Here is a 22,345-nt window from a genome sequence, read left to right as displayed (position 1 = left end):
GGTTGGCCACTTGACGCTTGAGAGCTACCAGACAAACGGGTTCTACGATGAACTCTTCAAGGCCGACGGCGCACCGCATTCGGGCGCCAGGCCGCTGGTCGAACAGATCGACGCCTTGAGCAAAAAGGAATTGCAGCGGCGACAAAAGGCCGCCGAAGACATCCTCTACCAGTCGGGCAACACCTTCAACGTCTATGGCGACAAGAAGGGCACCGAAAAGATCCTGCCCTTCGACATCATCCCGCGCATGGTTTCCGCCAGGGACTGGGACAAGCTCGAGCGCGGCATCCGCCAGCGCATCCACGCGCTGAACCTCTTCATCCAGGACATCTACAACGACCAGAAGATCCTGAAGGACGGCGTCGTCCCGGCCGAGATGATCTTTTCCTCGGCCTGCTACCTCAAGCCGTGCGAAGGCCTGAAGCCGCCCAAGGGCGTGTGGACGCACATTTCGGGCACGGACTTCGTGCGCGACGCCGACGGCGAGTTCTACGTGCTGGAAGACAATCTGCGCTGCCCGTCGGGCATTTCCTACGTGCTGGAAAACCGTGCGGTGCTCAAACGCATCCTGCCGACCCTGTTCCACACCATGAAGGTCCGGCCGGTCAGCGACTATGGCGACCATCTCTACAAGACGCTGAAGCACATCGCGCCCGGCGGCAAGGACGATCCCAACATCATCGTACTGACCCCCGGCATCTACAATTCCGCCTATTTCGAGCACGCCTACCTGGCGCAGCAGATGGGCGTGCCGCTGGCCCAGGGCTCCGACCTCGTCGTCGAGGACGACAAGGTGTGGATGCGCACGACCGCGGGGCTGAAACAGGTCGATGTCATCTACCGCCGCATCGACGACGAATTCATCGACCCGGAAATCTTCCGGAAAGAGTCCGTGCTGGGCATTCCCGGCATCATGCGCTGCTACCGCAAGGGCACGGTGGCCCTGGCCAATGCGCCCGGCACCGGTATCGCCGACGACAAGGCCATCTATGCCTACGTGCCGCGCATCATCAAATACTATCTGGGCGAAGATCCGATCTCGAACAATGTCCGCACCTATATCTGCGAAGACGATACCGACCGCGCCTATGTGCTGGAAAACCTCGACAAGCTGGTCGTCAAGGCGGTCAACCTGTCGGGCGGCTACGGCATGCTGATCGGGCCGAAGAGCACCAAGGCCGAACAGAAGCAGTTCGCCGCGCTGATCAAGGCCAAGCCGCGCGACTATATCGCCCAGCCGACCCTGGCCCTGTCGCGCTGCCCGACCCTGGTCGGCAGCGGCATCGAAGGCCGCCACGTCGATTTCCGCCCCTACTCGCTCTATGGCGAGGAGATATTCACCCTGCCCGGGGGTTTGACGCGCGTGGCGCTGAAGAAGGGCTCGCTGGTCGTCAATTCAAGCCAGGGCGGCGGATCGAAGGACACCTGGGTGCTCGGGGAGGCCGCAAATGTTTGATAAAGCCTCTATGACTTCGGCCCTCCCCGTTTACGGGGAGGGGGGACCGCCGAAGGCGGTGGGCGGGGGACTTCCGTCCGAAGACCTAATTCTGGCCAGTTCCCGTCGAAGCGCCGTTATTTGCCTTGCAGCACGTTCTGCCAGCAACCGCGTTAGCGGAAAGAAAGAAGCCCCGCCCACCACGCTTCGCGTGGTCCCCCCTCCCCGTAAACGGGGAGGGCCGAAAGCCATTTATACGTCTCGGCAATTCGCGATGGGGGGATTTCATGCTTAGCCGTGTCGCCAACTCGATCTACTGGATGTCGCGCTATCTGGAGCGCGCCGACAATGTCGCGCGCTTCGCCGACGTCAACTTCCACCTGATGCTGGATCTCAGCCTCGACCGCGATTCGACGCAGTGGTATCCGCTGGTCGCCACCTCCGGCGACGACGAGGTGTTCAACAAGCGCTACAAGACCGCCGACGAACAGTCTGTTCTGAAATTCCTGACCTTCGACGAAAAGAACCCCAACTCGATCCTGCAATGCATCTACCGGGCGCGCGAAAACGCCCGCACGGTGCGCGAGATCATCCCGGTCGAGATGTGGGAGAAGATCAACGAGCTGTACCACCTGACGCAATCGCACAGCCGCAAGCGGTCCCTGGCCGACCTCTATGACTACTACATGCAGGTCCGCCAGGCCGGCCACCTGCTCACCGGCCTGATGTACAACACGATGAGCCGGTCAGCCGGCTGGCAATTCGCCCATATCGGCCAGATGCTGGAGCGGGCGGACAAGACGGCGCGCCTGCTCGACGTCAAGTACTTCATCCTGCTGCCGCGCGGCGAGCAGATCGACAGCGCCTTCGACACGGTGCAATGGGGCGCCGTGCTGAAATCGGTCAATGCCCTGGAAATGTACCGGCAGCAGTATCACAGCATCAACTATCGCGATGTCACGGACTTCCTGTTGTTCAGCCAGGCCTTCCCGCGGTCGGTGCTGCACTGCCTTGACAGCACCGCCGACGCGCTGAAGTCGCTGGCGCCGGAGTGCAAGCCAGAAAGCCCGGCGCAAACCGAGACCGGTACCCTGGTACAGACGCTCCACGCCTCGGACGCAGCCCACATCATCGCCAGCGGCCTGCACGAATTCATCGACGATTTCCAGTACAAGCTGAACCTGGTCGATGAAGCCATTTTCAAGTCGTTTTTCGAAACCTGAACCCCGCGACGGTTTCGCCATTATGTTTCATGGATGAAATCGCTTCCTGAAATCGATTACAGGCGATGCATTATGATTGCTTCGGCTTGCAGTTGTCGCCTTTATGTCATAAGCGGGATTCAGGTCGTGCGTTGCAGAGAGATCACAATCCCCGATAGCGGCCTGCATCGGATCGTCCTGCCGCAGGATGGCCGGGCGAGGTCAGTAACAGCGGCGACGCTCCCTGGAGGGGCCTTTTATGGGCGCGGACGAACGCAACGGACAAAGACCGGCGCAAAAAAGCCATGCGCTGGGCGATCAGCTGTCCGGCACCAATCTCGAACGAGCGGGCGATCACAATCAACGCGTGACGCTGCAAGCTGTGCGCGCCACCGGCGCGCCGATCACGCGCGCCGAAATCGCCGACCTGACGGGCCTGACGGCGCCGGCCATCGCCAACATCACCAAACGCCTTCTCAATGACGGCCTGATCAAGAAGGCGGGGCGCCAGATCGGCGGCCGCGGCCAGCCGGCGACCAAGCTGGTGGTCAATCCCGACGGCGCCTTCTCGATCGGCCTCAATATCGACCGCGACCATATCGCCTTCGTGGCGCTGGATTTCGTCGGCAATGTGCGCGCCCGCGCCAGCCGCGAAGTCCACTTCGCCATGCCGCGCGACGTCATCGCCTTCTTCCGCGCCGAAGTCGACAAGATGATCGCCGAGCGCCTGATCGACATCGAGCGTCTGATCGGCATCGGCATCGCCATTCCCGAGGATCTCGGCCGCGTGCCGGTGGCGAACCGCCCCGACGCCTACAAGATCTGGTCGGAAATCGATGTCGCCGACCTGTTCTCGGAAATCCTGCCCGTGCCGGTCATCGTCGAAAACGACGCGGCCGCGGCGGCCATCGGCGAAATGCAGTTCGGCCACGGCTTGCAGCACCGCAGCTTCATCTACACCATCATCAGCGCCGGCCTGGGCGGCGGCCTCGTCTTCGACGGCCACTATTATCGCGGCGCCGACGGACGTTCGGGCGAAATCGGCTACCTGCCGGTCAAGGACGGGGCGGAAACCCGGTCGCTGGAAGACATGGTGTCGCTCTATTCGCTGTACGACTACCTGCGCAAGAGCGGCCTCGACGTCTCGACGCCCGACGACCTGGAAAAGCTGCCGCCGGCCGGACAGGCCAAGGTCCAGGCCTGGCTCGACCGCGCCGCCGACTATCTGTTCACGCCTTTCCTGGTGATGAACTGCGCCGTCGATCCGGAAGCCCACTTCATCGGCGGGCGCCTGCCCTCGCCGCTGATCGACGCCCTGTGCCAGCGCCTCAACGACCGGCTGGACGCCTGCAAGCCGCGCATCCCGACCATCGCGCCGCTCAAGCGCGCCGAACTGGCGGTCGACGCGGCCGCGCGCGGCGCCGGCATCCTGCCATTCAACGATCGCTTCCTGCCGATCCGTACGGCGCTGATGAAGACGAACTAGGCGAGATTGTACCTCCCCGTTTTCGAAGAAAATGGGGAGGGGGACCGCACGAGCGAACCCTTGTGGAACAAGGGTGAGAGAGATGTGGTGGTGGGGATTCTTGCTTTCTTTCCCGGCAACGGTGGTTCAACGGAAGCAAGAAACCCCACCACCACCCTCCCCATTCGTTCCGAACGGGGAGGTACAAATCACCATCGCAGGAATCGCTTCCCCAGAGCCGCCGCGATCGCGGAGGTTATCGCGACGCCCCCGGCATAATAGACCAGGATATAGCTCGACCAGTCACGGTCGCAGTGCACGGCATAGGCCGCCGCCATCAGCGATCCCGTCGCCAGCCCGGCCAGGGCGCCGAGCAGAACCGGATGCGAGGTCGCCGCGCGCCGCAGCCACAGCCGCCACAGGACGATCAGACCGGCCAGGCCGCCGCAAACGATCGTCGTCATGCACAGGATGGCCGGCTGGTGCAGGCCGGTCATCACCTCGGAAGGCTGCATCATCGCGTCCCTCAGCAGGGCAACGATCTCGATCGCCAGGGCCAGGATGAGCGGCAAAAGCGTGCGCACGCGCAGGCGGCCTTCCGGCCGCGCCAGGTCGGCGACCGCCCAGAAGGCGCCGGCCCCCGTCACGACGAAGAGCAAGGGCTTGAACCAGGCCATCATGGTCCTGGGGCTCTGGCCATGGACCATGGCGGCGATTTCCGGCCGCGGGCCATAATAGAAAAAGATGTAGAGCGCGGCCAGCACCAGCGCCGCGGCAGCGGCCAGCCACATCGGTGACGCCTTCAGCGGCCGGACAGGCCGCAGGCCATCGGCCAGATCGTCGATCAATTTGTCGGAGGCGTCACTCATCGGCGCCTCCCGTCTTCACGCCGACAAAGGCCTGGAGCTTCTTCAGGCCGCGATGCACGGCGACCTTGACAGCCGAAGGGCTCTTGCCGGTCGCCGCCGACACCTCTTCGACGCTCATTTCTTTGAGCTTGTGCAGGCCGATAATCTCCGCCTGGTCCTTCGGCAATTGCTTCAGCAGCATTTCGACGTCGCGCCGCGCCAGGTCCGACGGCAGGTCGCCGCCATCGCCGATCAGGTCTTCGTCAAGTTCGACCTGCACGCGCCGGCCCGACCGCCGCACATGGTCGATCAGCTTGTTGCGCGCGACTGCGGCGATCCACGGCATGAAAGGCGCCGAAGGATCGTAGGTGTCTCGCTTGGTATGCAAACTCAAAAGGGTCATCTGAACCAGATCTTCGCCGTCGCTGCCTTTCAGGCGGCGGCGGAAATAGGAAAGCAGCCAAGGGCGCAGTTGCTGCAGCAGGTCACGATAGGCGCGGGCGTCACCACCCTGCGCCGCGCGCATCAGCATCTGCCAGTCATCTGGTGAGTACGTTGTCATACCGCCCCGGGTTACATCGGCCGGCCTCGGCCGCCGTCTGACCGGATGTAAATCAGGCCCCCATGATTTGGCGAGTCAAAAAATCGCCGTTCGGTGTAACCTGCCGGAACGGGCCGCCGTATTCAGGAACAAGCCCGCACGATGCCGGCCCAATCGATGAGAGGAACCCATTATGTCCAAGACCACTGTCCGCGCCCTGCAAGTCACCGCCGCGCTTGCCGCCCTGGTCGGCGGCGCCGCCGTCGTCGCCAGCACCGCCTCCGCCAAGGACGGCTATGAAAAGTGCGCAGGCGTCGCCCGCGCCCACATGAACGACTGCGCCACCAAGGCCCATTCCTGCGCCGGCCAGTCGGCCAAGGACAACGACCCGGAATCGTGGGTCTACGTTCCGACCGGCACCTGCGCCAAGATCGCCGGCGGCACGGTGGTCAAGTAAGAACAGCCAGTTGGGCGGGGCGCGCATCATGATCAGCAAGACAGGTATCGGGTTGCGCGCTCCCCACGTGGCGGAGGTGCTGTCTCGGCGCCCCGCCGCCGGCTTTCTGGAAGTCCATACCGAGAATTATTTTGGCGGCGGCGTGAAGCTGAAGCATCTCGAAGACCTCCGCCGCGACTATCCTTTGTCCTTCCACGGCGTCGGCCTGTCGCTCGGTCGCGCCGACAGCCTCTGTGAAGACCATCTCGGTAAGGTCGCCGCCCTTGTCCGGCGCTTCGAACCGGCGCTCGTGTCCGAGCATCTGAGCTGGAGCGCCTTCGGGCATTTCGCCACGCCCGACCTGCTGCCCGTGCCGCTGACGCACGCAGCGCTGGAAATCTGCGCCGCCCATGTCGAGCAGTTTCAGAAGGCTGTTGGCCGCACGGTTCTGATCGAAAATCCGTCGACCTATGTATGCCTGGAGGGCGACTACGACGAACCCGAATTCCTGCTGGCCCTTTCCGCCCGAACCGGCTGCCAGCTCCTGATCGACCTCAACAACATCCATGTCAGCGCCCGGAACTGCGGCCGCGACGCCCTGTCCTACCTCAAGGGTCTGGGCGATGGCGCGGCTATCGGCGAATATCACCTGGCCGGTCACGAGGATATCGGCGGACTGCTGGTCGATACCCACGGCAAGCCGGTGCCGGATCCGGTCTGGGCGCTGTACGACGAGGCGCTCTATCGCTTCGGCGAGCGCCCGACCCTGATCGAGTGGGACAGCGACCTGCCGCCGCTCGACCGGCTGCTGGCCGAAGCCGCCACGGCGGACAGACGTCGCACGATGGCGGCGCGGAGTGTCAGCCATGTTTGATACCCGGAATCTGGACACATTCCAGCAGGCCTTTCTGAGCGCCGTCACCGGCCCGCCGCCCGCCGACAAGGGTCTGCGCGTCCACTACGACACCTGGTTTTTCGGCCTGGTCGAGGCTCTGCGCGGCGTCTATCCATCGATGGAGGCGGCGGCGGGCACGGAGGCCTTCAAAGCCCTGGCCCGCGACTATATCCGGAAATATCCGCTCGATACGCCCTGCCTCAACGCCTATGGCGGGCGCATGGCCGCCTTCCTGCGCGACCGCGATCCGGCCTGGCTGGCGGACCTTGCGGCCTTCGAATGGGCGCTGAACCTGGCGCACCACGCCGACGATGCCGTGCCGAGCGGCTTCGAAGACCTGCTGGTTTCCGACGCGACCTGCGCCTTGCATCCTTCGGCGCAGATGCTGTGGCTGGAATTCGACGTCACGGCGTTGCCGGCCGGGTCGCCCGCGCACCGTCCGCAATCGATCCTGATCGGCCGCACGCCCGACGATTGCGTCGTCTGGCTGCCCTTGTCGCCGTACGAAGCCGAGTTCATCGCCCGGATAGAGGTCCACCGTTCGCTGTTCATGGCGCTCGATGCCATGACGCCCGGCGAGGACGAGATGAGCATCCTTCAGGCGCTTCTGGCCCGGCTGGTTCAACACGGCCTTCTGATATCACCCTGAAACTATAAGGAAAATTACGATGGACATACCGATGAATGCCCGAACTGCGCCCAAAATCCCGCTGCTCGGCGCCTATGCCCGGCTGGAAACCCGCCTGCGGGGGCTTGACTGGCTGCAGGGCCTGGCCCTGCTGGCGGTACGCCTGTGGCTGGCCAAGTTCTTCTTCTTTTCGGGCCTGACCAAGATCGCCAACTTCAATACGACGATCGCCCTGTTCACCGACGAATACAAGGTGCCGGTCCTGCCGCCGCAGATCGCGGCCGTAATGTCGACCACCGCGGAACTGAGCCTGCCGATCCTGCTGGTGCTGGGCCTGTTCACACGCTTTGCCGGTCTCGGCTTCTTCGCCATGACGACGGTCATCGCCGTCTTCGTCTATCCCGACGCGCCGGAAAACGCCTACATCCTCCTGCTGGCCGCCACGCTGATCGCGCTCGGCTCGGGCCGCTTCGGCGCCGACTATTGGATTGCCAAAAAAGCCTAGTCGAACAGGTCGGGCGCCGTCGTCGGCTGCGCCGGCGGCGTCAGGCCAAGATGCAGGTAGGCGCGTGCACAGGCCATGCGGCCGCGCTGCGTGCGCTGGATAAAGCCCTGCTGCAACAGATAGGGCTCGATCATGTCCTCGACGGCGTCGCGCGCCTCGGCGATCGCCGCCGCGATGGTTTCCAGGCCCACCGGCCCGCCGCCGTAGTTCTCGATCAGGGCGCGCAGGTAGCGGCGGTCGGAATGATCGAGGCCGACCGGATCGACCTCCAGCCGCGCCAGGGCCCTGGACGCGGCTTTTTTATCGATTATGGCCGCGCCGTCGGCGGCGGCAAAGTCGCGCACCCGGCGCAACAGGCGGCCGGCGATGCGCGGCGTACCGCGCGAACGCGAGGCGATTTCCAGCGCGCCGTCTTCGTTGAGGTTGGCGCCCATCTTGCGCGATACCCCGAGGACCACGCGCACCAGCTCTTCCGGCGTATAGAATTCCAGACGCAGCGGAATGCCGAAGCGATCGCGCAAGGGCGTCGACAACAGCCCCGCCCGCGTCGTCGCGCCGACCAGGGTAAACGGCGCCAGGTCGATGCGCACGGTGCGCGCCGCCGGCCCGTCGCCGATGATCAGGTCGAGCACATAGTCTTCCATCGCCGGATAGAGGATTTCCTCGACCGCCGGATTGAGTCGGTGGATTTCGTCGATGAACAGGACGTCGTTGGGTTCCAGGTTCGACAGGATGGCCGCCAGGTCGCCGGCCTTGGCCAGCATGGGGCCGGAGGTGGCGCGAAAACCGACACGCAGCTCCTTGGCGACGATCTGCGCCAGGGTCGTTTTGCCGAGACCCGGCGGACCGTAGAACAGGACATGGTCGAGCGCTTCGGAGCGGCCGGCGGCAGCATCGACGAAGACCTTGAGATTGGCCTTCAGCGGCGCCTGGCCGACGAAATCGTCGAAGGTCTGGGGCCGCAGCGCCCGGTCCTGGGCGCGTTCTTCGAAATCCTCGGCATTGCTGTCACCGGAAACAAGACGCGCCATGGCTATTTACCCATGGCCTTGAGCGAGGCGCGGATGACCGCGGCCAGGTCGGCCTCTTCGCCCAGTTGCTTCATGGCCTGTTCGACCGCCAGCCGCGACTGGGTTTCGGGGATACCGAGGCCGACCAGGGCCGCGACGCTTTCGCCGCCGACCGAAGGCTTGGCGGGCGCCGCCGGCGTATGCACGATCGGTCCGAAGTCGACCGAAGCCAGCACCTTGCCCTTGAGTTCAGCAACTATACGCGCCGCCAGTTTCGGTCCCACGCCGTTGGCGCGGCCGACCGAGGTCTTGTCTTCGTGCGCCACGGCCTGGGCCAACTGGCCGGGCGTCAGCACGTCGAGCACGCTCAAGGCCGCCTTGGGACCCACGCCCTGCACCGATTGCAGCACCTGGAAGGAGGTGCGCTCGTCCTTGCTGAGGAAACCGTAGAGCCGGGTGCCGTCCTCGCGCGTCTGGCTTTCGATATGGACGATGATCTCGGCGCCCAGTTCCGGCATGGCGGCCAGGGTCCGCACGCCGCAGCGCACCAGGTAGCCCACCCCGGCGCATTCGACCAGCACCTCTTCCTCGGAGATTTCGAGCAGCAGCCCGCGCAGACGTCCGATCATCAGGCTGCTCCGCTTTTTGCTTGCGCTATCGCTGCGCTGCTTGAGCGCGGTTGGCGCGCCGGACTCGCCAGCAGAGCCGCGGCCTTACGCTTATGGGCGTGGGTAATGGCGCAGGCCAGGGCATCGGCGGCATCGGCCGTCAACCCGCCCTCGGCCTTCCCGGCCAGGGGCAGGAGGCGCTTGACCATGAACAGGACCTGCTCCTTGTCGGCTCTGCCGGCGCCGACCACCGACTTCTTGATGTCGAGCGCGGCGTATTCGGCGACCGGAAGTCCGGCGCGGGCCGGCGCCAGCATGGCAGCGGCCCGCGCATGTCCCAGTTTGAGCGTCGAGGCCGGATTCATATTGACGAAGGTCTCCTCGATCGCCGACTCGTCGGGATGGTGTTGCGCGATCACCTGCGACAGCCCTTCGAACAGGTCAAGCAGCCGCACCGCCAGGTCCTGCTTCTCGTCGGGCGTGATGACGCCGTGCGCCACCCACGACAGCCTTGCCCCGTCAACGTCCACGATGCCCCAGCCCAGCCGGCGCAGGCCGGGATCCAGCCCCAGGATACGAACGGGATGCGCGGATATGTTCTTCATATGTTCGAGTTCTAGCGGCGATGCGGGCGCGATGCAAGGGCGATGGCGGCGGCGTGGCTGGAAAGTTGCATATGCGCCGCTGATTTGGCAATTCGGGACAGTTGTGCCAAGTTGCGATTGCCAGAAAGCCTAACACGGGGTTAAGGTTTGATGAACGGGCGTGTCCGGGGGCTAGCATGAGCAGTATTTCGACCACGGAGTCCAATGCTTCCGGTTCGGGAGCGAAGATCACGGGCTTCGTCGTGCTTACGATTCTGGCGGTTGCGGTCTGTGCCGTGGCGCTGTTTATCGGCGATGCGCCGTACAAGAGCCCCTATCCGTCCGACTGGATCGGCTGGGCGCGCGGCGACCGTACCTGGTCCGGCGTCCTTGTGGTGGGCGTCATCGTCCTGCTGATCGGCATCATCGGCACCGTGGTGCGTGCACTCGGCGCCCTTCTGTTCGGCCTGTCGCGCCCCAAGGCCCGCAAAGTCCCCAAGGCCCCGAAAGTCCGTCCCGCCGTCGAAATGGCCGCGCCCTCGCCGCTCGACACGGCGCTGAGCGTTCCCGCCGAACAACCGGCCCGCGCCTCGCTGAAGTTCGACGCCGACAGCCTGGCCTCCACTGGCATCGCCGCTGCGGCGGACGCCGTCGAAATCAAGCCGGCGGCCATGGTCACCGAAATCCATCCGGAAATCCAGTCGCTGGAACCGGCGATCTTTTCCGACAACGCCTCGGACAGCTTCCTGAGCCGCGACATGGTCGCCGGCGCCGAAGCCCGGACGAACTTCGATCCGGAAGACGCCCTGTCCGACACGCACGGCCTGCACATCGGCCAACCGTCGGCCCAGGTCATTCCGATCCGCCCGGAAGTGCGCAATCCCGCGCTCGACGCCACGGAAACGGTCGAAAGCGCCGCCCCCGACGCTATCGTGATCCAGCCGGCCGCCGCGCCGATGGCGCATGATCCGGTCGAGGCCGCGCTGCTGGCCGATTCCCCGGCCGTCGCCCCGCGCGACATTCCGCAGACCGATATCAATGCCGCCGTCAGTTCGGCCATGCGTTTCATCGAAACGCCCGAATCGCACGTCGCCGACCTGACACCGGTTGAAGACATTCCGGGTGCCGAACTGTCGGGCTTCCACACCCTGGCCAGCGCCGAGCCGGTCGACGACCAGGCCATCATCCGCGAAGCCGTGCAGATGGCCCTGTCGGTGTGGCCGGATTCGACGCGCGCCATAGCGGCCGACGAATTGGGCGTACGCGCCTCCTACCTTTATTACGACAAGGCTCCCGGCAGCCGCCGCGCCTTCGACCAGATCGCCAGTGGCGACCTGTCGGCCGCGGCCAATACGCTGCAATCGGAAGGGGACCGGCTGGCGGCATCCGGCCAGGCGACTTCGGCCGCCGAGCTGTGGCGTGTCATCGGCGCCCTCAACATGGGCCGCGACGATCCGAAGGCCCTGGCCGCCTACGAAAAGGTTTCGGAACTCGATCCGACCGACGCCAATATCCACGTCTATCTCGCCCGCCGCTACCAGATGGCCGGCGAAACCGGTAAACTGCGCCCGGTCCTGGCGCGCGCCCTGGCCATTGTCGGCGATCCCGAAACGCGCCTGGAGCTGCTGAATCCGTATGCCGACCTGTCGATGAAGGCCGGCGACACCAAGGCCGCCGGCGACGCCTTCGAGGAACTGGGCCGTCTCCACGAGACCCGCGCCTATCTCAAGCCCGACGATGTATCGGCCCGTTCGGCGCAAGGCATCGCCCTGGCCCGCGGCGCCCAGGCGCGCGAACAGCAAGGTGCCTTCAGCATGGCCGGCGAAATGTACAAGAAGGCCTATCGCGTCTTCTCCGACCTGTCGTCCCAGATGCCGGAGCATGCCGGCCTGCGCGCCATGACCGACAACGCCCTGCGCGATGCCCGCCGTTTCAACATGGCGTAAGCCTTCCGGCATCGAAAACGAAATGAGACGGCGCCCCCAGCGCCGTCTTTTTTTATGCCGACGCCATCGTTACCGCCTCGGAAAAAATCTGCGCAATCTGCGTAATCCGCGGATTCCCTTACGGGCGAAGCCGCCTGTAGAATGCCGCCTTTCCAGACGCCCGTGAGCCCCCGCATGTTCAAAATCTCCCCCGCCTTCGCCACCATCGGCCTGCTGATCTGTTCCAACCTGTTCATGACCGCTGCCTGGTACGGTCACCTGAAATTCAAGTTCGAAAAGCTCTGGATCGTGGTGCTGGTCAGTTGGGGGATCGCCTTCTTCGAATACTGCTTCCAGGTGCCGGCCAACCGCATCGGCTACGGCACCTTTTCCGCGGCGCAGCTCAAGACGATCCAGGAGGTCATCACCCTCTCGGTCTTCGTCATTTTTTCATGGCTCTATCTGGGCGAACCCCTGAAATGGCAGACGGCCGTAGGGTTCACCCTGATCGCCTTCGGCGCCGCCTTCGTGTTTTACAAGCCGGCGTGAGAGGTATTGCAGACCTGTCATAATGTGCTACAAATTGAATAAAGAAAATAAATATAAATAATAGACTGCACAGGGAGACTATCGCATGAGACAGGCCGCCAAGCCCGTGAGCCCGTATGTCCTGATGTTCGCCGCGACCTTCTTTGTCGCGGCCTGCGGCGGCGGAGGCGGAGGATCGGGCGGCGGCTTCAGTGGCGGTACCAGCAGTTCGTCATCATCGTCGAGTTCAAGCTCCAGTTCCTCTTCGTCGTCCTCGTCTTCGGCCACCGCGGCGAGCGTCAGTTTCGAGGTCCATGCGGACCTGGACCACCTGGCGATTTCTCCCCTGATCTACGGCATCAATTCGGGTGATTTCACCGATGCGCGCATCAGCCACCTGACCTTCAACCGTGCCGGCGGCAACCGCATCACCGCCTACAATTGGGAAACGAACGCGTCGAACGCCGGCAACGACTACTTCAACCAGAACGACGGCTTTCTTTCGAGTTCGAACGTCCCGGGCGCGGCCTTCACCACCCAGATCCAGCAAACGCTGAACGCCGGCGGCGAATATGTCATGTCGGTCCCGATGGCCGGCTATGTTTCCGCCGACAAGAACGGCGGCGGCGACGTCAACCAGACGCCCGACTTCATCCATACGCGCTTCAACGTCTCCCTGCCGCGCAAGGGCTCGGCCTTCACGACCTCGCCCGACCTGACCGACAAGACCGTCTACCAGGACGAGTTCGTCAACTTCCTCAAGGTCACCTTCCCGGCGGCGTTTACCGGCTCCCACGCCAGGATTTCCTTCATGCTCGACAACGAGCCAGACCTGTGGTCTTCGACGCATCGCCGCCTGCGGGGTTCGGCCGACGCCAGCGAAGGCACCAAGCTGACCTATGCCGAACTGTTTCAGCGCACGGAAGATTACGCGTCCGCCATCAAGGACGTGGCGCCCAATTCGCTGGTCTTCGGGCCGGCCAGCTACGGCTGGGGCGGCTATGTCGACCTGCAAAGCGCTCCGGACGCCGCCGGCCGCGACTTCCTCAGCGCCTATCTGGCGGAACTGAAAGCGTATGATACAGCGCATAGCCGACGCATCGTCGATGTGCTGGACCTGCACTGGTATCCGGAAGCCACCGGCGGCGGCACGCGCATCACCGACGCCGACAACTCCGCGGCCGTCGTCGCGGCCCGCGTCCAGGCTCCGCGCTCGCTCTATGACCCGGGCTATACGGAAACCAGCTGGATCACACAGTATTCGACCAACGGGCCGATCAACCTGCTGCCGCGCATCAAGGCCAAGATCGCCGCCAACTATCCGGGCACCATGCTGTCGTTCAGCGAATACAATTACGGCGGCGCCGACCATATCTCGGGCGGCGTGGCCGAGGCCGACGTGCTGGGCGCCTTCGGGGTCCAGGGCATCTATGCCGCCAATATGTGGCCGCTGACCTCAAGCTTCCCGTTCATCCTGGGCGGCTTCGACATGTACCGGAATTTCGACGGGGCGGGCGCCACCTTCGGCGATGTCAGCGTGCAGGCGACGACGACCGACGGCACGAATACCGCCATCTATGCCAGCGTCGATTCGGCCAATTACCAGCGTCTGGTTGTCGTGATGATCAACCGCTCTGCATCGCCGGTGACGACGGCTACGAAGCTGTGGCACTCGACATCGTTCACCCATGCCCACGCTTACCGGCTGGAAGGTACGACCTCGACGCCGCAGGACAAGGGCAGTGTCGCCGTCAGCGGCAACAGCGTCTCGATGACCCTGCCCGCCATGAGCGTGACGACCATCGTCTTCACGCCCTGATCAGGCGGCAAAGGCGCGCCGGTACTGCACCGGCGCGACGCCCAGGCGCGCGGCGAAGTGCTGGCGCAGGGACACGGGCGAGCCGAAACCGGCTTCATAGGCGATATCCTCGACCGGCCGCTGCGTCGTCTCCAGAAGCTGCTGCGCCAGGGCGACACGACGCTCGATCAACCATTGACCGAAACTCATCCCGAACGCTTTTTGAAAGCGGCGGGTAAAGGTCCTGCGCGTCATGCCGGCCATAGCCGCCACACTGTCGAGGTCGTGCGGCTGGTTGAGCATCGCCAGAACCGCATCGATGGTCCGGGCGAAGGCATCGGTCGTCACACGCTTCGCCACCGGCCGTTCGATGAACTGCGCCTGGCCGCCCTGGCGGTGCGGCGCCAGAACCAGCCGCCGCGCAAGCTGGTTGGCGGCCTCCGCGCCCCACAGGCGCCGGACGATATGCAGGCAGCAATCGAGCGCCGCCGCCACGCCGGCCGACGTAATCACGTTGCCGCTTTCGACATAGAGGACATCGGGCGTGACGGTTACCGCCGGATAGAGGTCCCTGAGACGGTCGGCGTGCAGCCAGTGCGTGGTGATCTCACAGCCATCTGCCACTCCGGACGCCGCGATCGCCACCGCTCCCAGGCACAACCCGACGATCAGTGCACCGCGCGCCTTGCCGGCCCGCAAAGCCGCGCTCAGCGCCTGCGACGGCCTTTCATCCACGGCCCGCCAGCTCGGTACGATGATGATGTCGGCGTCGTCCAGCCCCGACAGGTCGTGCGAGGCGATAAGCCCCATCGCCACCTTGGTGTTGAGTGGCCCCGGCTCTCCGCTACATACCCGCAGTTCACACGGCGGCAGGCCGATATCGCTGCGGTCCTCGCCGAAGACCAGGCACGGCACCGACAGGTGAAAGGGACTGATGCGGTCGAAAGCGACCACGGAGACGATGACGGGTTTCATGACACGATTGTCCCAATTTCATCGCACAATGTCAATCGGGCCACTCGTGCGGATTTGCCGCGCATCTATTGTCAGGGTGTCAATCAAGGAGACCTGACATGCCCAAGCGCGCTCTTATCGTCATCGATGTGCAGAACGACTACGACGGCGGCAATCTCGCCGTCGAATACCCCGTTTTTTCCGACAGCGTGCAAAAGGTCGCGGCCGCCATGGACGCGGCCACGGCCAACGGCGTCAAGGTCGTCGTCATCAAGATGATCAATCCGCCGACCGCACGGGTTTTCGCGGCGGGCACGCACGGGGCGGAGATTCATCCCGAAATCGCCCACCGGCCGCGCGACCACTATGTCGAAAAGACCCTGCCCAGCGCCTTTACCGGCACGGACCTCGAGCTTTGGCTGCGCAAGAACGGTATCGATACGGTGACGATTGCCGGCTACATGACGCACAATTGCGACCTGTCGACCGTCATCCACGCCTTTCATATGGGCTTCGAAGTCGAATTCCTCGACGACGCCACGGGCGCCGTGCCCTACGCCAATTCGGCCGGCCAGGCGACGGCCGAGGACATCCACCGCGTCATGACGGTCGTCTTCCAGGCGCGGTTTGCGGCGGTGCTGAGCACCCAGCAATGGATCGAGTGTCTGCAAACGGGCCGGATGCCGGAACGCGATGATATTCCGGCGTCGAACAGGCGGGCGATTGCTTTGCGGGAAAAGGAATTGGCGTAAACAAAAACGGCGGAGGTTGCCCTCCGCCGTTCTCTTTTGCTTGGCCGCGATGCTTAAGCAAAAAAACGCTTATGCTTTTTTGCGCATCGCTCGGATTATCGGCTGAACTTCTGGAACTTGATCCGGTGCGGGATCAGGCTGTCCGTACCGAGGCGGCGCTTCTTGTCCTCCTCGTACATTTCGAAATTGCCTTCGAACCATTCGACGTGGCTGTCGCCTTCGAAGGCCAGGATGTGGGTGGCCAGGCGGTCGAGGAACCAGCGGTCGTGGCTGATGACCACGGCGCAGCCGGCGAACTCTTCCAGCGCCTCTTCCAGCGCCTGCAGGGTTTCGATGTCGAGGTCGTTGGTCGGTTCGTCGAGCAGGATGACATTGCCGCCGGCGGCCAGGGTCTTGGCCAGGTGGACGCGGTTGCGCTCACCGCCCGACAGCAGGCCGACCTTCTTCTGCTGGTCGCCGCCCTTGAAGTTGAAACCGCCAACATAGGCGCGCGAATTGATTTCACGCTTGCCGACCACCATGATGTCGGTGCCGCCGGAAATCGCCTGCCACACCGTATCGTTGGGATTCAGGTCGTCGCGCGACTGGTCGACATAGGCCAGCTTGACGGTTTCGCCGAGGCGGACCGTGCCCGAATCCGGCGTTTCCTGACCGGTGATCAGCTTGAACAGGGTCGACTTGCCCGCGCCGTTCGGGCCGATGACGCCGACGATGCCGTTGGGCGGCAGGCGGAAGGTCAGCCCCTTGAACAGCACCTTGTCGCCGTATTCCTTTTCGAGGTCGGTGACTTCCAGCACGACATTGCCCAGGCGCGGCCCCGGCGGAATCTGGATGGTGGCGAAGCTTTGAGCGGCGCGGGAATTTTCCTGTTCGCGCACCATGTCCTCATAGGCCGCCAGACGGGCCTTGGACTTCGACTGGCGCGCCTTGACGCCCGAACGGACCCATTCCAGTTCCTTGGTGAGGGCGCGCTGGCGGGCTTCGGATTCCGACTGCTCCTGCACGACGCGCTTCTGCTTTTGCTCGAGCCAGCCGGAGTAGTTGCCTTCGTACGGCACGCCCTTGCCGCGGTCGAGTTCCAGCGTCCACTTGGTGACCTGGTCGAGGAAGTAACGGTCGTGGGTGACCAGGATGACGCAGCCCGGGAAGTTTTCCAGGTGGTGCTGCAGCCAGGCGACCGATTCCGCGTCCAGGTGGTTGGTCGGTTCGTCGAGCAGCAGCATGTCGGGCTTGGACAGCAGCAGGCGGGCCAGGGCGACGCGGCGCTTTTCACCGCCCGACAGCTTGGTCACGCCCGACTCGTTCGGCGGACAGCGCAGGGCGTCCATGGCCATTTCGATACGGCTGTCGATGTCCCACAGGTCGCCGGCGTCGATCTTTTCCTGGAGGGTGTTCATCTCCTCCATCAGCTCGTCCGAATACTCTTCGCCCATCAGGCCGGCCACTTCGTTATAGCGGTCGAAGATGCGCTTTTCCTCGCACCACGAGATGACGTTTTCCCAGACGTTTTTGCTGTCGTCGAGGTGCGGCTCCTGTTCCAGGTAGCCCATCTTGGTGCCGTCGGCGGCCTTGGCCTCGCCGGAAAATTCCTTGTCGATGCCGGCCATGATCTTCAGCAGGGACGACTTGCCCGAGCCGTTGACCCCGACGACGCCGATCTTGGCGTCGGAATAGAAGCTGAGCCAGATGTTCTCGAAGACCTTCTTGCCGCCGGGATAGATCTTGGTCAGACCCTGCATCTGGAAAATATATTGCTGCGCCATGCGGCACCTTTCAAAAGACGAACCTGTCGGGAAACGGATCGCGTCACGCGAATTGGCCCGGGGTTTAGCGGACGGGGGCGTAAATCTCAAGGTGTTAAAAAAAGGGGGCGTAAAGAGAGGGATTGCATCGGCGGCGGACACGTGCGACACATGTCGCATACATACTACATGAGGGACACCATGGACAGACGCGCACTTTTGAAAACCGGGGCCGCGGCCGCCCTCTTTGCCCCTTCCCTGGCGCGCGCCCAGGCCATGCCGCTGGGCAGGATACGCGCCGCGCCCGACCAGATCTTCCGCGTCACGGTCTGCACCCGGCCCTTCCGCGCCGCCGGCCCGCGCATTGAGACCGAAACGGTCGGCCGCAAGATCGTCGTGCACAATTACGGCCACGGCGGCAGCGGCTGGTCGCTGTCGTGGGGATCGGCCGACGCCGCCGTGCGTCTGGCCATGCAGTCCAGCCCCAAGCATATTGCGGTCATCGGTGCGGGGGCCTTGGGCCTGACCGCCGCCGTCACCGCGCAACGCGCCGGGGCCGAGGTCACCGTCTACGCCAAGGAGCGCTTTCCTTTTGTGCGCTCGGCGCGGGCGACCGGCGTGTGGACGCCCGATTCGCGCATCGCCATGAAGAGCACGGCCGCGGCCGATTTCGGCGACCGCTGGGAAGCCATGGCGCGGCGGTCGTGGGCCATGCACCAGTCCTATGTCGGCCTGCCCGGCAATCCGGTCGAATGGATCGACCAGTATTATACGCACATCGCCCGTCCCGAATATATGAGCCTGCCCGACAATCCGGCGGCAGAGGACTTCATGGATCTGGGCGACCGGCTGGCCGACACGGTGCCGCATTCGCAGCCCGTGCCGAACGATCAGCATCCGTTCGCATCCGACCATGTGACGCGCGCCCGCGTGCTCAGCTTCAATGTCGCCGACCTGGCGCACCAGCTGAGCGAGGATTTCCTGATGGCCGGCGGCCGTTTCGAGGCGCTGGACCTGCATTCGCCGCACGATGTCACAAAGCTGAAGCAGCCCGTCATCATCAATTGCACGGGCTATGCCGCCCGCGACCTGTGGCAGGACACGTCGATCACGCCGGTGCGCGGCCAGATCGCATGGCTGCCGCCGCAGGACGATGCGCACTATTCCTTCAGCTATCAATCGACCATCGTCGTCGGCCGCCGCGACGGCATCGTCGTCCAGGACGTCGGCCCGGACGACCTGTTCGGCTGGAACAATGCGGATGAGACGCCCGATCTCGAAGCGGCCAGTCGGTCGGTCGCCCTGATCGCGGGTGCATATAAAGCATAACGGCAACGGCGACCCGCCGTTGGCAAGGGCGCCGTCCTTTTCGGTCTTTGGCCGCCGCGCACGTTTGCGCGAACCATGTGGCGCTTGAGCTGAAAAAAAGGCCGCCTCTTGCGAGGCGGCCAGGGCTCTCCGGAGGAGGAGCCGGTCAGTACTTGTAATTGACGCCGAAGGTGAAGGTCCGGCCGATCCGTGTCTGGAACAGGGTGTCCTGGCGGACGCTGTCGATATAGAGCCGGTTCTGCTCGTTGGTCAGGTTCTGCGCTTCGAAGATCAGCTTCAGATGGTCGCTGATGTTCCAGGACGCCGAGGCATCGAGATAGAAGGTCGCGTCATTGCCCTGGATGTCCGAGCCCGTGCTGGCCGGAATGCCGCGGAGATACTTTCCGCGCCAGGTTCCGGTCGTGCGGATCGAGACCTGGTTGTCTTCGTAGTAGAGCGTACCCGAAGCCGAGTCGCGCGACAGGCCGACCAGGTCGTTGACGGTAAAGGTCGTCGCTGACAGCTGGTAATTGATCTTCGACTGGACATGCGTGTAGTTGGCCAGCATGCCGAAATTCTTCCAGAAGCCCGGCAGGAAGTCGAATTCCGTCTGCAGGTTCAGCTCGACACCGTCCAGCGGCCCGCCCGGCGTATTGACGTAGCGGTTGACGGTGAAAATGTCGCTGGGCACCGAATTGGTGTTGTCGAGCAGCGAGTCCGGCAGGCCCAGCTGGTTGAACGGCACCTGGGTCGGGATGCGCTGGATGAAGGTCTCGATATCCTTGTGGAAATAGCCGATCGAGGCCAGCGAACCCGGCTTGAAGTACCATTCCAGCGAGGCATCCAGCGTCTTGGCGCGGATCGGATCGAGGAAGGGGTTGTTGACCGTGCCGGTGCGCGTCGTCGCCGTCACGCCGGCCGACGGCACCAGGGTGCCGAGGTCGGGACGGGACAACACCTTGGCCGCCGAGATGCGGCCCAGCAGGTTCTTGTTGAACTCGAACACGATATTGGCCGACGGCAGCCAGTCGTAATAGCTGCGCTGGACCTCGTTGCGCTTGCCGACCGTCGGATAGGTCGAACCGGCCGGCGCCGTCACGGGAATGTAGCCCAGGGCGAACTGGTCGGTGTTGACATAACGAATGCCGACATCGCCGCGGATGGGCACGGGCAGCCAGTGGTCGCTGTTGAACTCGGCCATGACATAGCCGCTCTGCACCGTTTCCTTGATCTCGGACTTGGCCGCGCCGCATTCGATGCCGCAGTACTGATAATTGTCGAAGCCGAAGGCCTGGCGCCATTTTTCGGAATCGATCTGCACCCAGCTGGCCGGGGCGCCATAACCCCACAGCTTGTCCATGCCGGTAATGGTCGTGGTCAGGCTGGCCAGGGTCGTGCCGGCGGGCAGCGCCTTCACCGCGACCTGCGAGGGCACCAGGTTCAGGCTGTGCGAATTGAAGTCGTTGACGCGCTGCTGGGCGCCGAACTTGACGGTGACGCTGTCGCTGAAGCGGTACTTGAAGTCGAGGTTGATGGTGTCGTCGGTCGTCAGGTTGAACTGCGGCTTGCCCTGGACCGAGAAGCCGCCCAGCACGTCGCCGGTCGCCGTGGTCGGCGCATAGGAGAAGTTGGCCGGGTTATTGACGTCGATGCCGAAGCCGATGACCGGAACGTCCCCGTTGCGGAAGTCGAGGGTGAAGTTCTTGGTGTCGATGGCGTCCATGAAGGTCTGCAGGCGCATCGGACCGTCCCACTTGGAGCGGTTCGAGCCGACCAGGCCCGACATCTCGAAACGGTCGTTGAAGCGGTGGAAGAAATTAAGGTTCACCTGCTGGAAGGTCGAGGTGAAGTCGTCGACCAGGCCTTCCGAACGCACGTCGACACCGTCGAACACGCCGTAGACCAGCGAGCCGTTGGCGTCGAACTGCACGTCCTTGACCGACACCATCGGCTGGCCGTTGTTGTTGACGTTACGGGCGAACGAGATCGGCTCGATATAGGAATCGCGGCGCTCGTCCTGGTAACGCGAATAGAGCAGGTCCAGCGACACGTCGGTATCGGTGTCTGGCTTCCACTGGAAGGTCAGGGTGCCGGCCGTGCGCTTCTCGGCCTGGGTCGAGTTCACATAGCGCGGAATGCGCGGGAAAAAGGCGCCGGATGCCGGCGTGTTCGGCTGGACCGGGCTGCGCAACGCCATGATGGTGTTGTAGGCGGCGAGCGTTCCGGTGCGCGGGTCGTTGAAGGCGCAATTGTTCGCGTCCGCGCCCTTGCTGGCCTGGGCGACCGGGCTGGGGCTGATGGGCGTATAGCCGATCGGCGTACAGAAGGGCTGCACGGTTGCACCCGATCCGATACCGTTGCCGCCCATGCCCGCCGACAGGATGTCGACCGCCGAATAGCCGACTTCGCGGATATGGCGCTCCTGATAGGCCAGCGAGCCGAGGATGCCGAAACGGCCGCCGTCGAACTTCTTGCCGGCCAGCAGCGAAAAGCGCGGATCGGTCTGCTTGCTCAGCTCGTTATAGACGCCGCGCGCCGTGACCGCCAGGACCTGGTTGCCGCGCATGTCCGAAGGCTTGGGCGCGCGCAGGTCGACGGTCGCGCCGAGGCTGCCTTCCTCGACATCGGCCGAGCCGGTCTTGCGCGCCGACAGCGACGAGAAGATTTCGGTCGGGAAAGCGTTGAAGTCGAAGCTGCGGCCGTTATTACCGGCGCCGTAGATATCGGAAGATCCGGTCTGCGATGCGCCTTCCATGCCGTTGATGCGCACGCGCGTAAACGTCGGCCCCAGGCCGCGAACCGAGATATTGCGCCCTTCCCCGCCATCGCCGCGCGACAGGGTCACGCCCGGGATCCGCTGCATCGACTCGGCCAGGTTCGAATCCGGAAACTTGGCGATGTCTTCCGACAGGATGGAATCGACCGTCCCGGCGCTGGCCTTCTTGATACCGAGCGCGCTTTTGAGGCTCCCGCGGAAGCCCTTGACGATGACGACGTCGGAATCCGCCGGAGCGGCCTGCGCGGCGGGCGCCGTCTGGGCATGCACCGGCGCGGCGGCCAGCATGGCCCCGCATATCGCAGACGTCAGCAGAAGATAGCCTTTACGCGGGAACGCAATGGTCACGTGCATTTTTGTTTCCTCTTACGCGCGTCCTCGATGACGGACCCGCTTATCGAGTCG

At 64.0% G+C, this 22,345-nt stretch carries 20 protein-coding genes; 12 read left to right on the top strand and 8 right to left on the bottom strand.

The annotated features are described in order from the left end of the window. Positions 1–10 precede the first annotated feature (10 nt). The 3 genes from AB8717_RS03010 (at position 11) to AB8717_RS03000 (ending at position 4,123) form a co-directional block, all read left to right on the top strand. A complete protein-coding gene (locus tag AB8717_RS03010) occupies positions 11–1,456 on the top strand; it encodes a circularly permuted type 2 ATP-grasp protein (protein ID WP_443749554.1) in 1,446 nt (481 codons plus the stop codon). A 266-nt stretch (positions 1,457–1,722) separates the two neighbouring features. Next, on the top strand, positions 1,723–2,658 hold the full coding sequence (locus AB8717_RS03005) for an alpha-E domain-containing protein (RefSeq protein WP_443749553.1): 936 nt from the start codon (positions 1,723–1,725) through the stop codon (positions 2,656–2,658). Positions 2,659–2,896: 238 nt separating this feature from the next. Continuing rightward, complete coding sequence (locus AB8717_RS03000) at positions 2,897–4,123, top strand: ROK family transcriptional regulator (RefSeq protein WP_443749552.1); 1,227 nt, start codon at positions 2,897–2,899, stop codon at positions 4,121–4,123. 188 nt (positions 4,124–4,311) lie between these two features. Here AB8717_RS03000 and AB8717_RS02995 read toward each other — a convergent pair whose 3' ends face one another. After that, positions 4,312–4,971: an NrsF family protein gene (locus AB8717_RS02995; protein ID WP_443749551.1), complete on the bottom strand. Its 660-nt coding sequence runs from the start codon at positions 4,969–4,971 to the stop codon at positions 4,312–4,314. Then, positions 4,964–5,512 carry a sigma-70 family RNA polymerase sigma factor gene (locus AB8717_RS02990; RefSeq protein ID WP_443749550.1) on the bottom strand — a complete coding sequence of 183 codons (549 nt, stop codon included), beginning with the start codon at positions 5,510–5,512 and terminating at the stop codon, positions 4,964–4,966. Before AB8717_RS02990 ends, AB8717_RS02995 begins: the two co-directional genes overlap by 8 nt. 172 nt (positions 5,513–5,684) lie before the next feature. Here AB8717_RS02990 and AB8717_RS02985 point away from each other — a divergent pair, with 172 nt between their 5' ends. From AB8717_RS02985 to AB8717_RS02970, 4 genes are read left to right on the top strand one after another with little or no spacing between them, the layout of a single operon-like run. Next, positions 5,685–5,948 carry a BufA1 family periplasmic bufferin-type metallophore gene (locus tag AB8717_RS02985; protein WP_443749549.1) on the top strand — a complete coding sequence of 88 codons (264 nt, stop codon included), beginning with the start codon at positions 5,685–5,687 and terminating at the stop codon, positions 5,946–5,948. 28 nt (positions 5,949–5,976) lie between these two features. Next, on the top strand, positions 5,977–6,801 hold the full coding sequence (gene bufB / locus AB8717_RS02980; protein ID WP_443749548.1) for an MNIO family bufferin maturase: 825 nt from the start codon (positions 5,977–5,979) through the stop codon (positions 6,799–6,801). After that, on the top strand, positions 6,794–7,471 hold the full coding sequence (locus tag AB8717_RS02975; RefSeq protein ID WP_443749547.1) for an HvfC/BufC family peptide modification chaperone: 678 nt from the start codon (positions 6,794–6,796) through the stop codon (positions 7,469–7,471). The genes bufB and AB8717_RS02975 overlap by 8 nt, the downstream gene beginning before the upstream one ends. Before the next feature lie 31 nt (positions 7,472–7,502). Further along, positions 7,503–7,955 (top strand): DoxX family protein, encoded by a 453-nt coding sequence (locus AB8717_RS02970; protein ID WP_443749546.1) that lies wholly within the window; start codon positions 7,503–7,505, stop codon positions 7,953–7,955. On the opposite strand, the gene ruvB is transcribed toward AB8717_RS02970, so the two are convergent. From ruvB to ruvC, 3 genes are read right to left on the bottom strand one after another with little or no spacing between them, the layout of a single operon-like run. Further along, the gene (gene ruvB, locus AB8717_RS02965) at positions 7,952–8,986 is read right to left on the bottom strand and encodes a Holliday junction branch migration DNA helicase RuvB (protein WP_443749545.1); all 1,035 of its coding nucleotides are present in this window, start codon (positions 8,984–8,986) and stop codon (positions 7,952–7,954) included. The two genes, AB8717_RS02970 and ruvB, sit on opposite strands and share 4 nt — an antisense overlap. A gap of 2 nt (positions 8,987–8,988) precedes the next feature. Then, a complete protein-coding gene (gene ruvA, locus AB8717_RS02960; RefSeq protein ID WP_443749544.1) occupies positions 8,989–9,594 on the bottom strand; it encodes a Holliday junction branch migration protein RuvA in 606 nt (201 codons plus the stop codon). Further along, on the bottom strand, positions 9,594–10,178 hold the full coding sequence (ruvC, locus tag AB8717_RS02955) for a crossover junction endodeoxyribonuclease RuvC (protein WP_443749543.1): 585 nt from the start codon (positions 10,176–10,178) through the stop codon (positions 9,594–9,596). Before ruvC ends, ruvA begins: the two co-directional genes overlap by 1 nt. A gap of 176 nt (positions 10,179–10,354) precedes the next feature. On the opposite strand from ruvC, the gene AB8717_RS02950 reads away from it, so the two are divergent. The 3 genes from AB8717_RS02950 (at position 10,355) to AB8717_RS02940 (ending at position 14,429) form a co-directional block, all read left to right on the top strand. Continuing rightward, positions 10,355–12,103, top strand: coding sequence for a tetratricopeptide repeat protein (locus AB8717_RS02950; protein WP_443749542.1), 1,749 nt, complete (start codon positions 10,355–10,357; stop codon positions 12,101–12,103). A 174-nt stretch (positions 12,104–12,277) separates the two neighbouring features. Then, complete coding sequence (locus AB8717_RS02945) at positions 12,278–12,631, top strand: DMT family protein (protein ID WP_443749541.1); 354 nt, start codon at positions 12,278–12,280, stop codon at positions 12,629–12,631. Between the two features lie 85 nt (positions 12,632–12,716). Beyond that, positions 12,717–14,429, top strand: a complete 1,713-nt coding sequence (locus tag AB8717_RS02940; RefSeq protein ID WP_443749540.1) for a glycoside hydrolase family 44 protein — start codon at positions 12,717–12,719, stop codon at positions 14,427–14,429. Here AB8717_RS02940 and AB8717_RS02935 read toward each other — a convergent pair whose 3' ends face one another. Beyond that, on the bottom strand, positions 14,430–15,383 hold the full coding sequence (locus AB8717_RS02935; protein ID WP_443749539.1) for a GlxA family transcriptional regulator: 954 nt from the start codon (positions 15,381–15,383) through the stop codon (positions 14,430–14,432). Between the two features lie 98 nt (positions 15,384–15,481). Between AB8717_RS02935 and AB8717_RS02930 the strand changes: the two genes are divergently transcribed. After that, entirely contained in the window at positions 15,482–16,114 is a 633-nt protein-coding gene (locus AB8717_RS02930) for a cysteine hydrolase family protein (protein ID WP_443749538.1), read from the top strand. Between the two features lie 95 nt (positions 16,115–16,209). On the opposite strand, the gene ettA is transcribed toward AB8717_RS02930, so the two are convergent. Then, entirely contained in the window at positions 16,210–17,877 is a 1,668-nt protein-coding gene (gene ettA, locus AB8717_RS02925) for an energy-dependent translational throttle protein EttA (RefSeq protein ID WP_443749537.1), read from the bottom strand. 180 nt (positions 17,878–18,057) lie between these two features. On the opposite strand from ettA, the gene AB8717_RS02920 reads away from it, so the two are divergent. Further along, positions 18,058–19,185, top strand: coding sequence for an FAD-dependent oxidoreductase (locus AB8717_RS02920; RefSeq protein WP_443749536.1), 1,128 nt, complete (start codon positions 18,058–18,060; stop codon positions 19,183–19,185). Positions 19,186–19,330: 145 nt separating this feature from the next. On the opposite strand, the gene AB8717_RS02915 is transcribed toward AB8717_RS02920, so the two are convergent. Next, positions 19,331–22,294: a TonB-dependent receptor gene (locus tag AB8717_RS02915; protein WP_443749535.1), complete on the bottom strand. Its 2,964-nt coding sequence runs from the start codon at positions 22,292–22,294 to the stop codon at positions 19,331–19,333. Positions 22,295–22,345 lie beyond the last annotated feature (51 nt).

This window comes from Asticcacaulis solisilvae (assembly GCF_052327315.1).
GTDB lineage: Bacteria > Pseudomonadota > Alphaproteobacteria > Caulobacterales > Caulobacteraceae > Asticcacaulis > Asticcacaulis solisilvae_B.
This window is presented reverse-complemented; position numbering and strand designations above follow the sequence as displayed.

Bases quoted from the DNA above. Each gene is read 5' to 3' on its own strand.
- AB8717_RS03005 (WP_443749553.1), top strand. From the start codon at position 1,723: ATGCTTAGCCGTGTCGCCAACTCGATCTACTGGATGTCGCGCTATCTG.
- AB8717_RS03000 (WP_443749552.1), top strand. From the start codon at position 2,897: ATGGGCGCGGACGAACGCAACGGACAAAGACCGGCGCAAAAAAGCCAT.
- AB8717_RS02995 (WP_443749551.1), bottom strand. From the start codon at position 4,971: ATGAGTGACGCCTCCGACAAATTGATCGACGATCTGGCCGATGGCCTG.
- AB8717_RS02990 (WP_443749550.1), bottom strand. From the start codon at position 5,512: ATGACAACGTACTCACCAGATGACTGGCAGATGCTGATGCGCGCGGCG.
- AB8717_RS02985 (WP_443749549.1), top strand. From the start codon at position 5,685: ATGTCCAAGACCACTGTCCGCGCCCTGCAAGTCACCGCCGCGCTTGCC.
- bufB (WP_443749548.1), top strand. From the start codon at position 5,977: ATGATCAGCAAGACAGGTATCGGGTTGCGCGCTCCCCACGTGGCGGAG.
- AB8717_RS02975 (WP_443749547.1), top strand. From the start codon at position 6,794: ATGTTTGATACCCGGAATCTGGACACATTCCAGCAGGCCTTTCTGAGC.
- AB8717_RS02970 (WP_443749546.1), top strand. From the start codon at position 7,503: ATGAATGCCCGAACTGCGCCCAAAATCCCGCTGCTCGGCGCCTATGCC.
- ruvB (WP_443749545.1), bottom strand. From the start codon at position 8,986: ATGGCGCGTCTTGTTTCCGGTGACAGCAATGCCGAGGATTTCGAAGAA.
- ruvA (WP_443749544.1), bottom strand. From the start codon at position 9,594: ATGATCGGACGTCTGCGCGGGCTGCTGCTCGAAATCTCCGAGGAAGAG.
- ruvC (WP_443749543.1), bottom strand. From the start codon at position 10,178: ATGAAGAACATATCCGCGCATCCCGTTCGTATCCTGGGGCTGGATCCC.
- AB8717_RS02950 (WP_443749542.1), top strand. From the start codon at position 10,355: ATGAGCAGTATTTCGACCACGGAGTCCAATGCTTCCGGTTCGGGAGCG.
- AB8717_RS02945 (WP_443749541.1), top strand. From the start codon at position 12,278: ATGTTCAAAATCTCCCCCGCCTTCGCCACCATCGGCCTGCTGATCTGT.
- AB8717_RS02940 (WP_443749540.1), top strand. From the start codon at position 12,717: ATGAGACAGGCCGCCAAGCCCGTGAGCCCGTATGTCCTGATGTTCGCC.
- AB8717_RS02935 (WP_443749539.1), bottom strand. From the start codon at position 15,383: ATGAAACCCGTCATCGTCTCCGTGGTCGCTTTCGACCGCATCAGTCCC.
- AB8717_RS02930 (WP_443749538.1), top strand. From the start codon at position 15,482: ATGCCCAAGCGCGCTCTTATCGTCATCGATGTGCAGAACGACTACGAC.
- ettA (WP_443749537.1), bottom strand. From the start codon at position 17,877: ATGGCGCAGCAATATATTTTCCAGATGCAGGGTCTGACCAAGATCTAT.
- AB8717_RS02920 (WP_443749536.1), top strand. From the start codon at position 18,058: ATGGACAGACGCGCACTTTTGAAAACCGGGGCCGCGGCCGCCCTCTTT.
- AB8717_RS02915 (WP_443749535.1), bottom strand. From the start codon at position 22,294: ATGCACGTGACCATTGCGTTCCCGCGTAAAGGCTATCTTCTGCTGACG.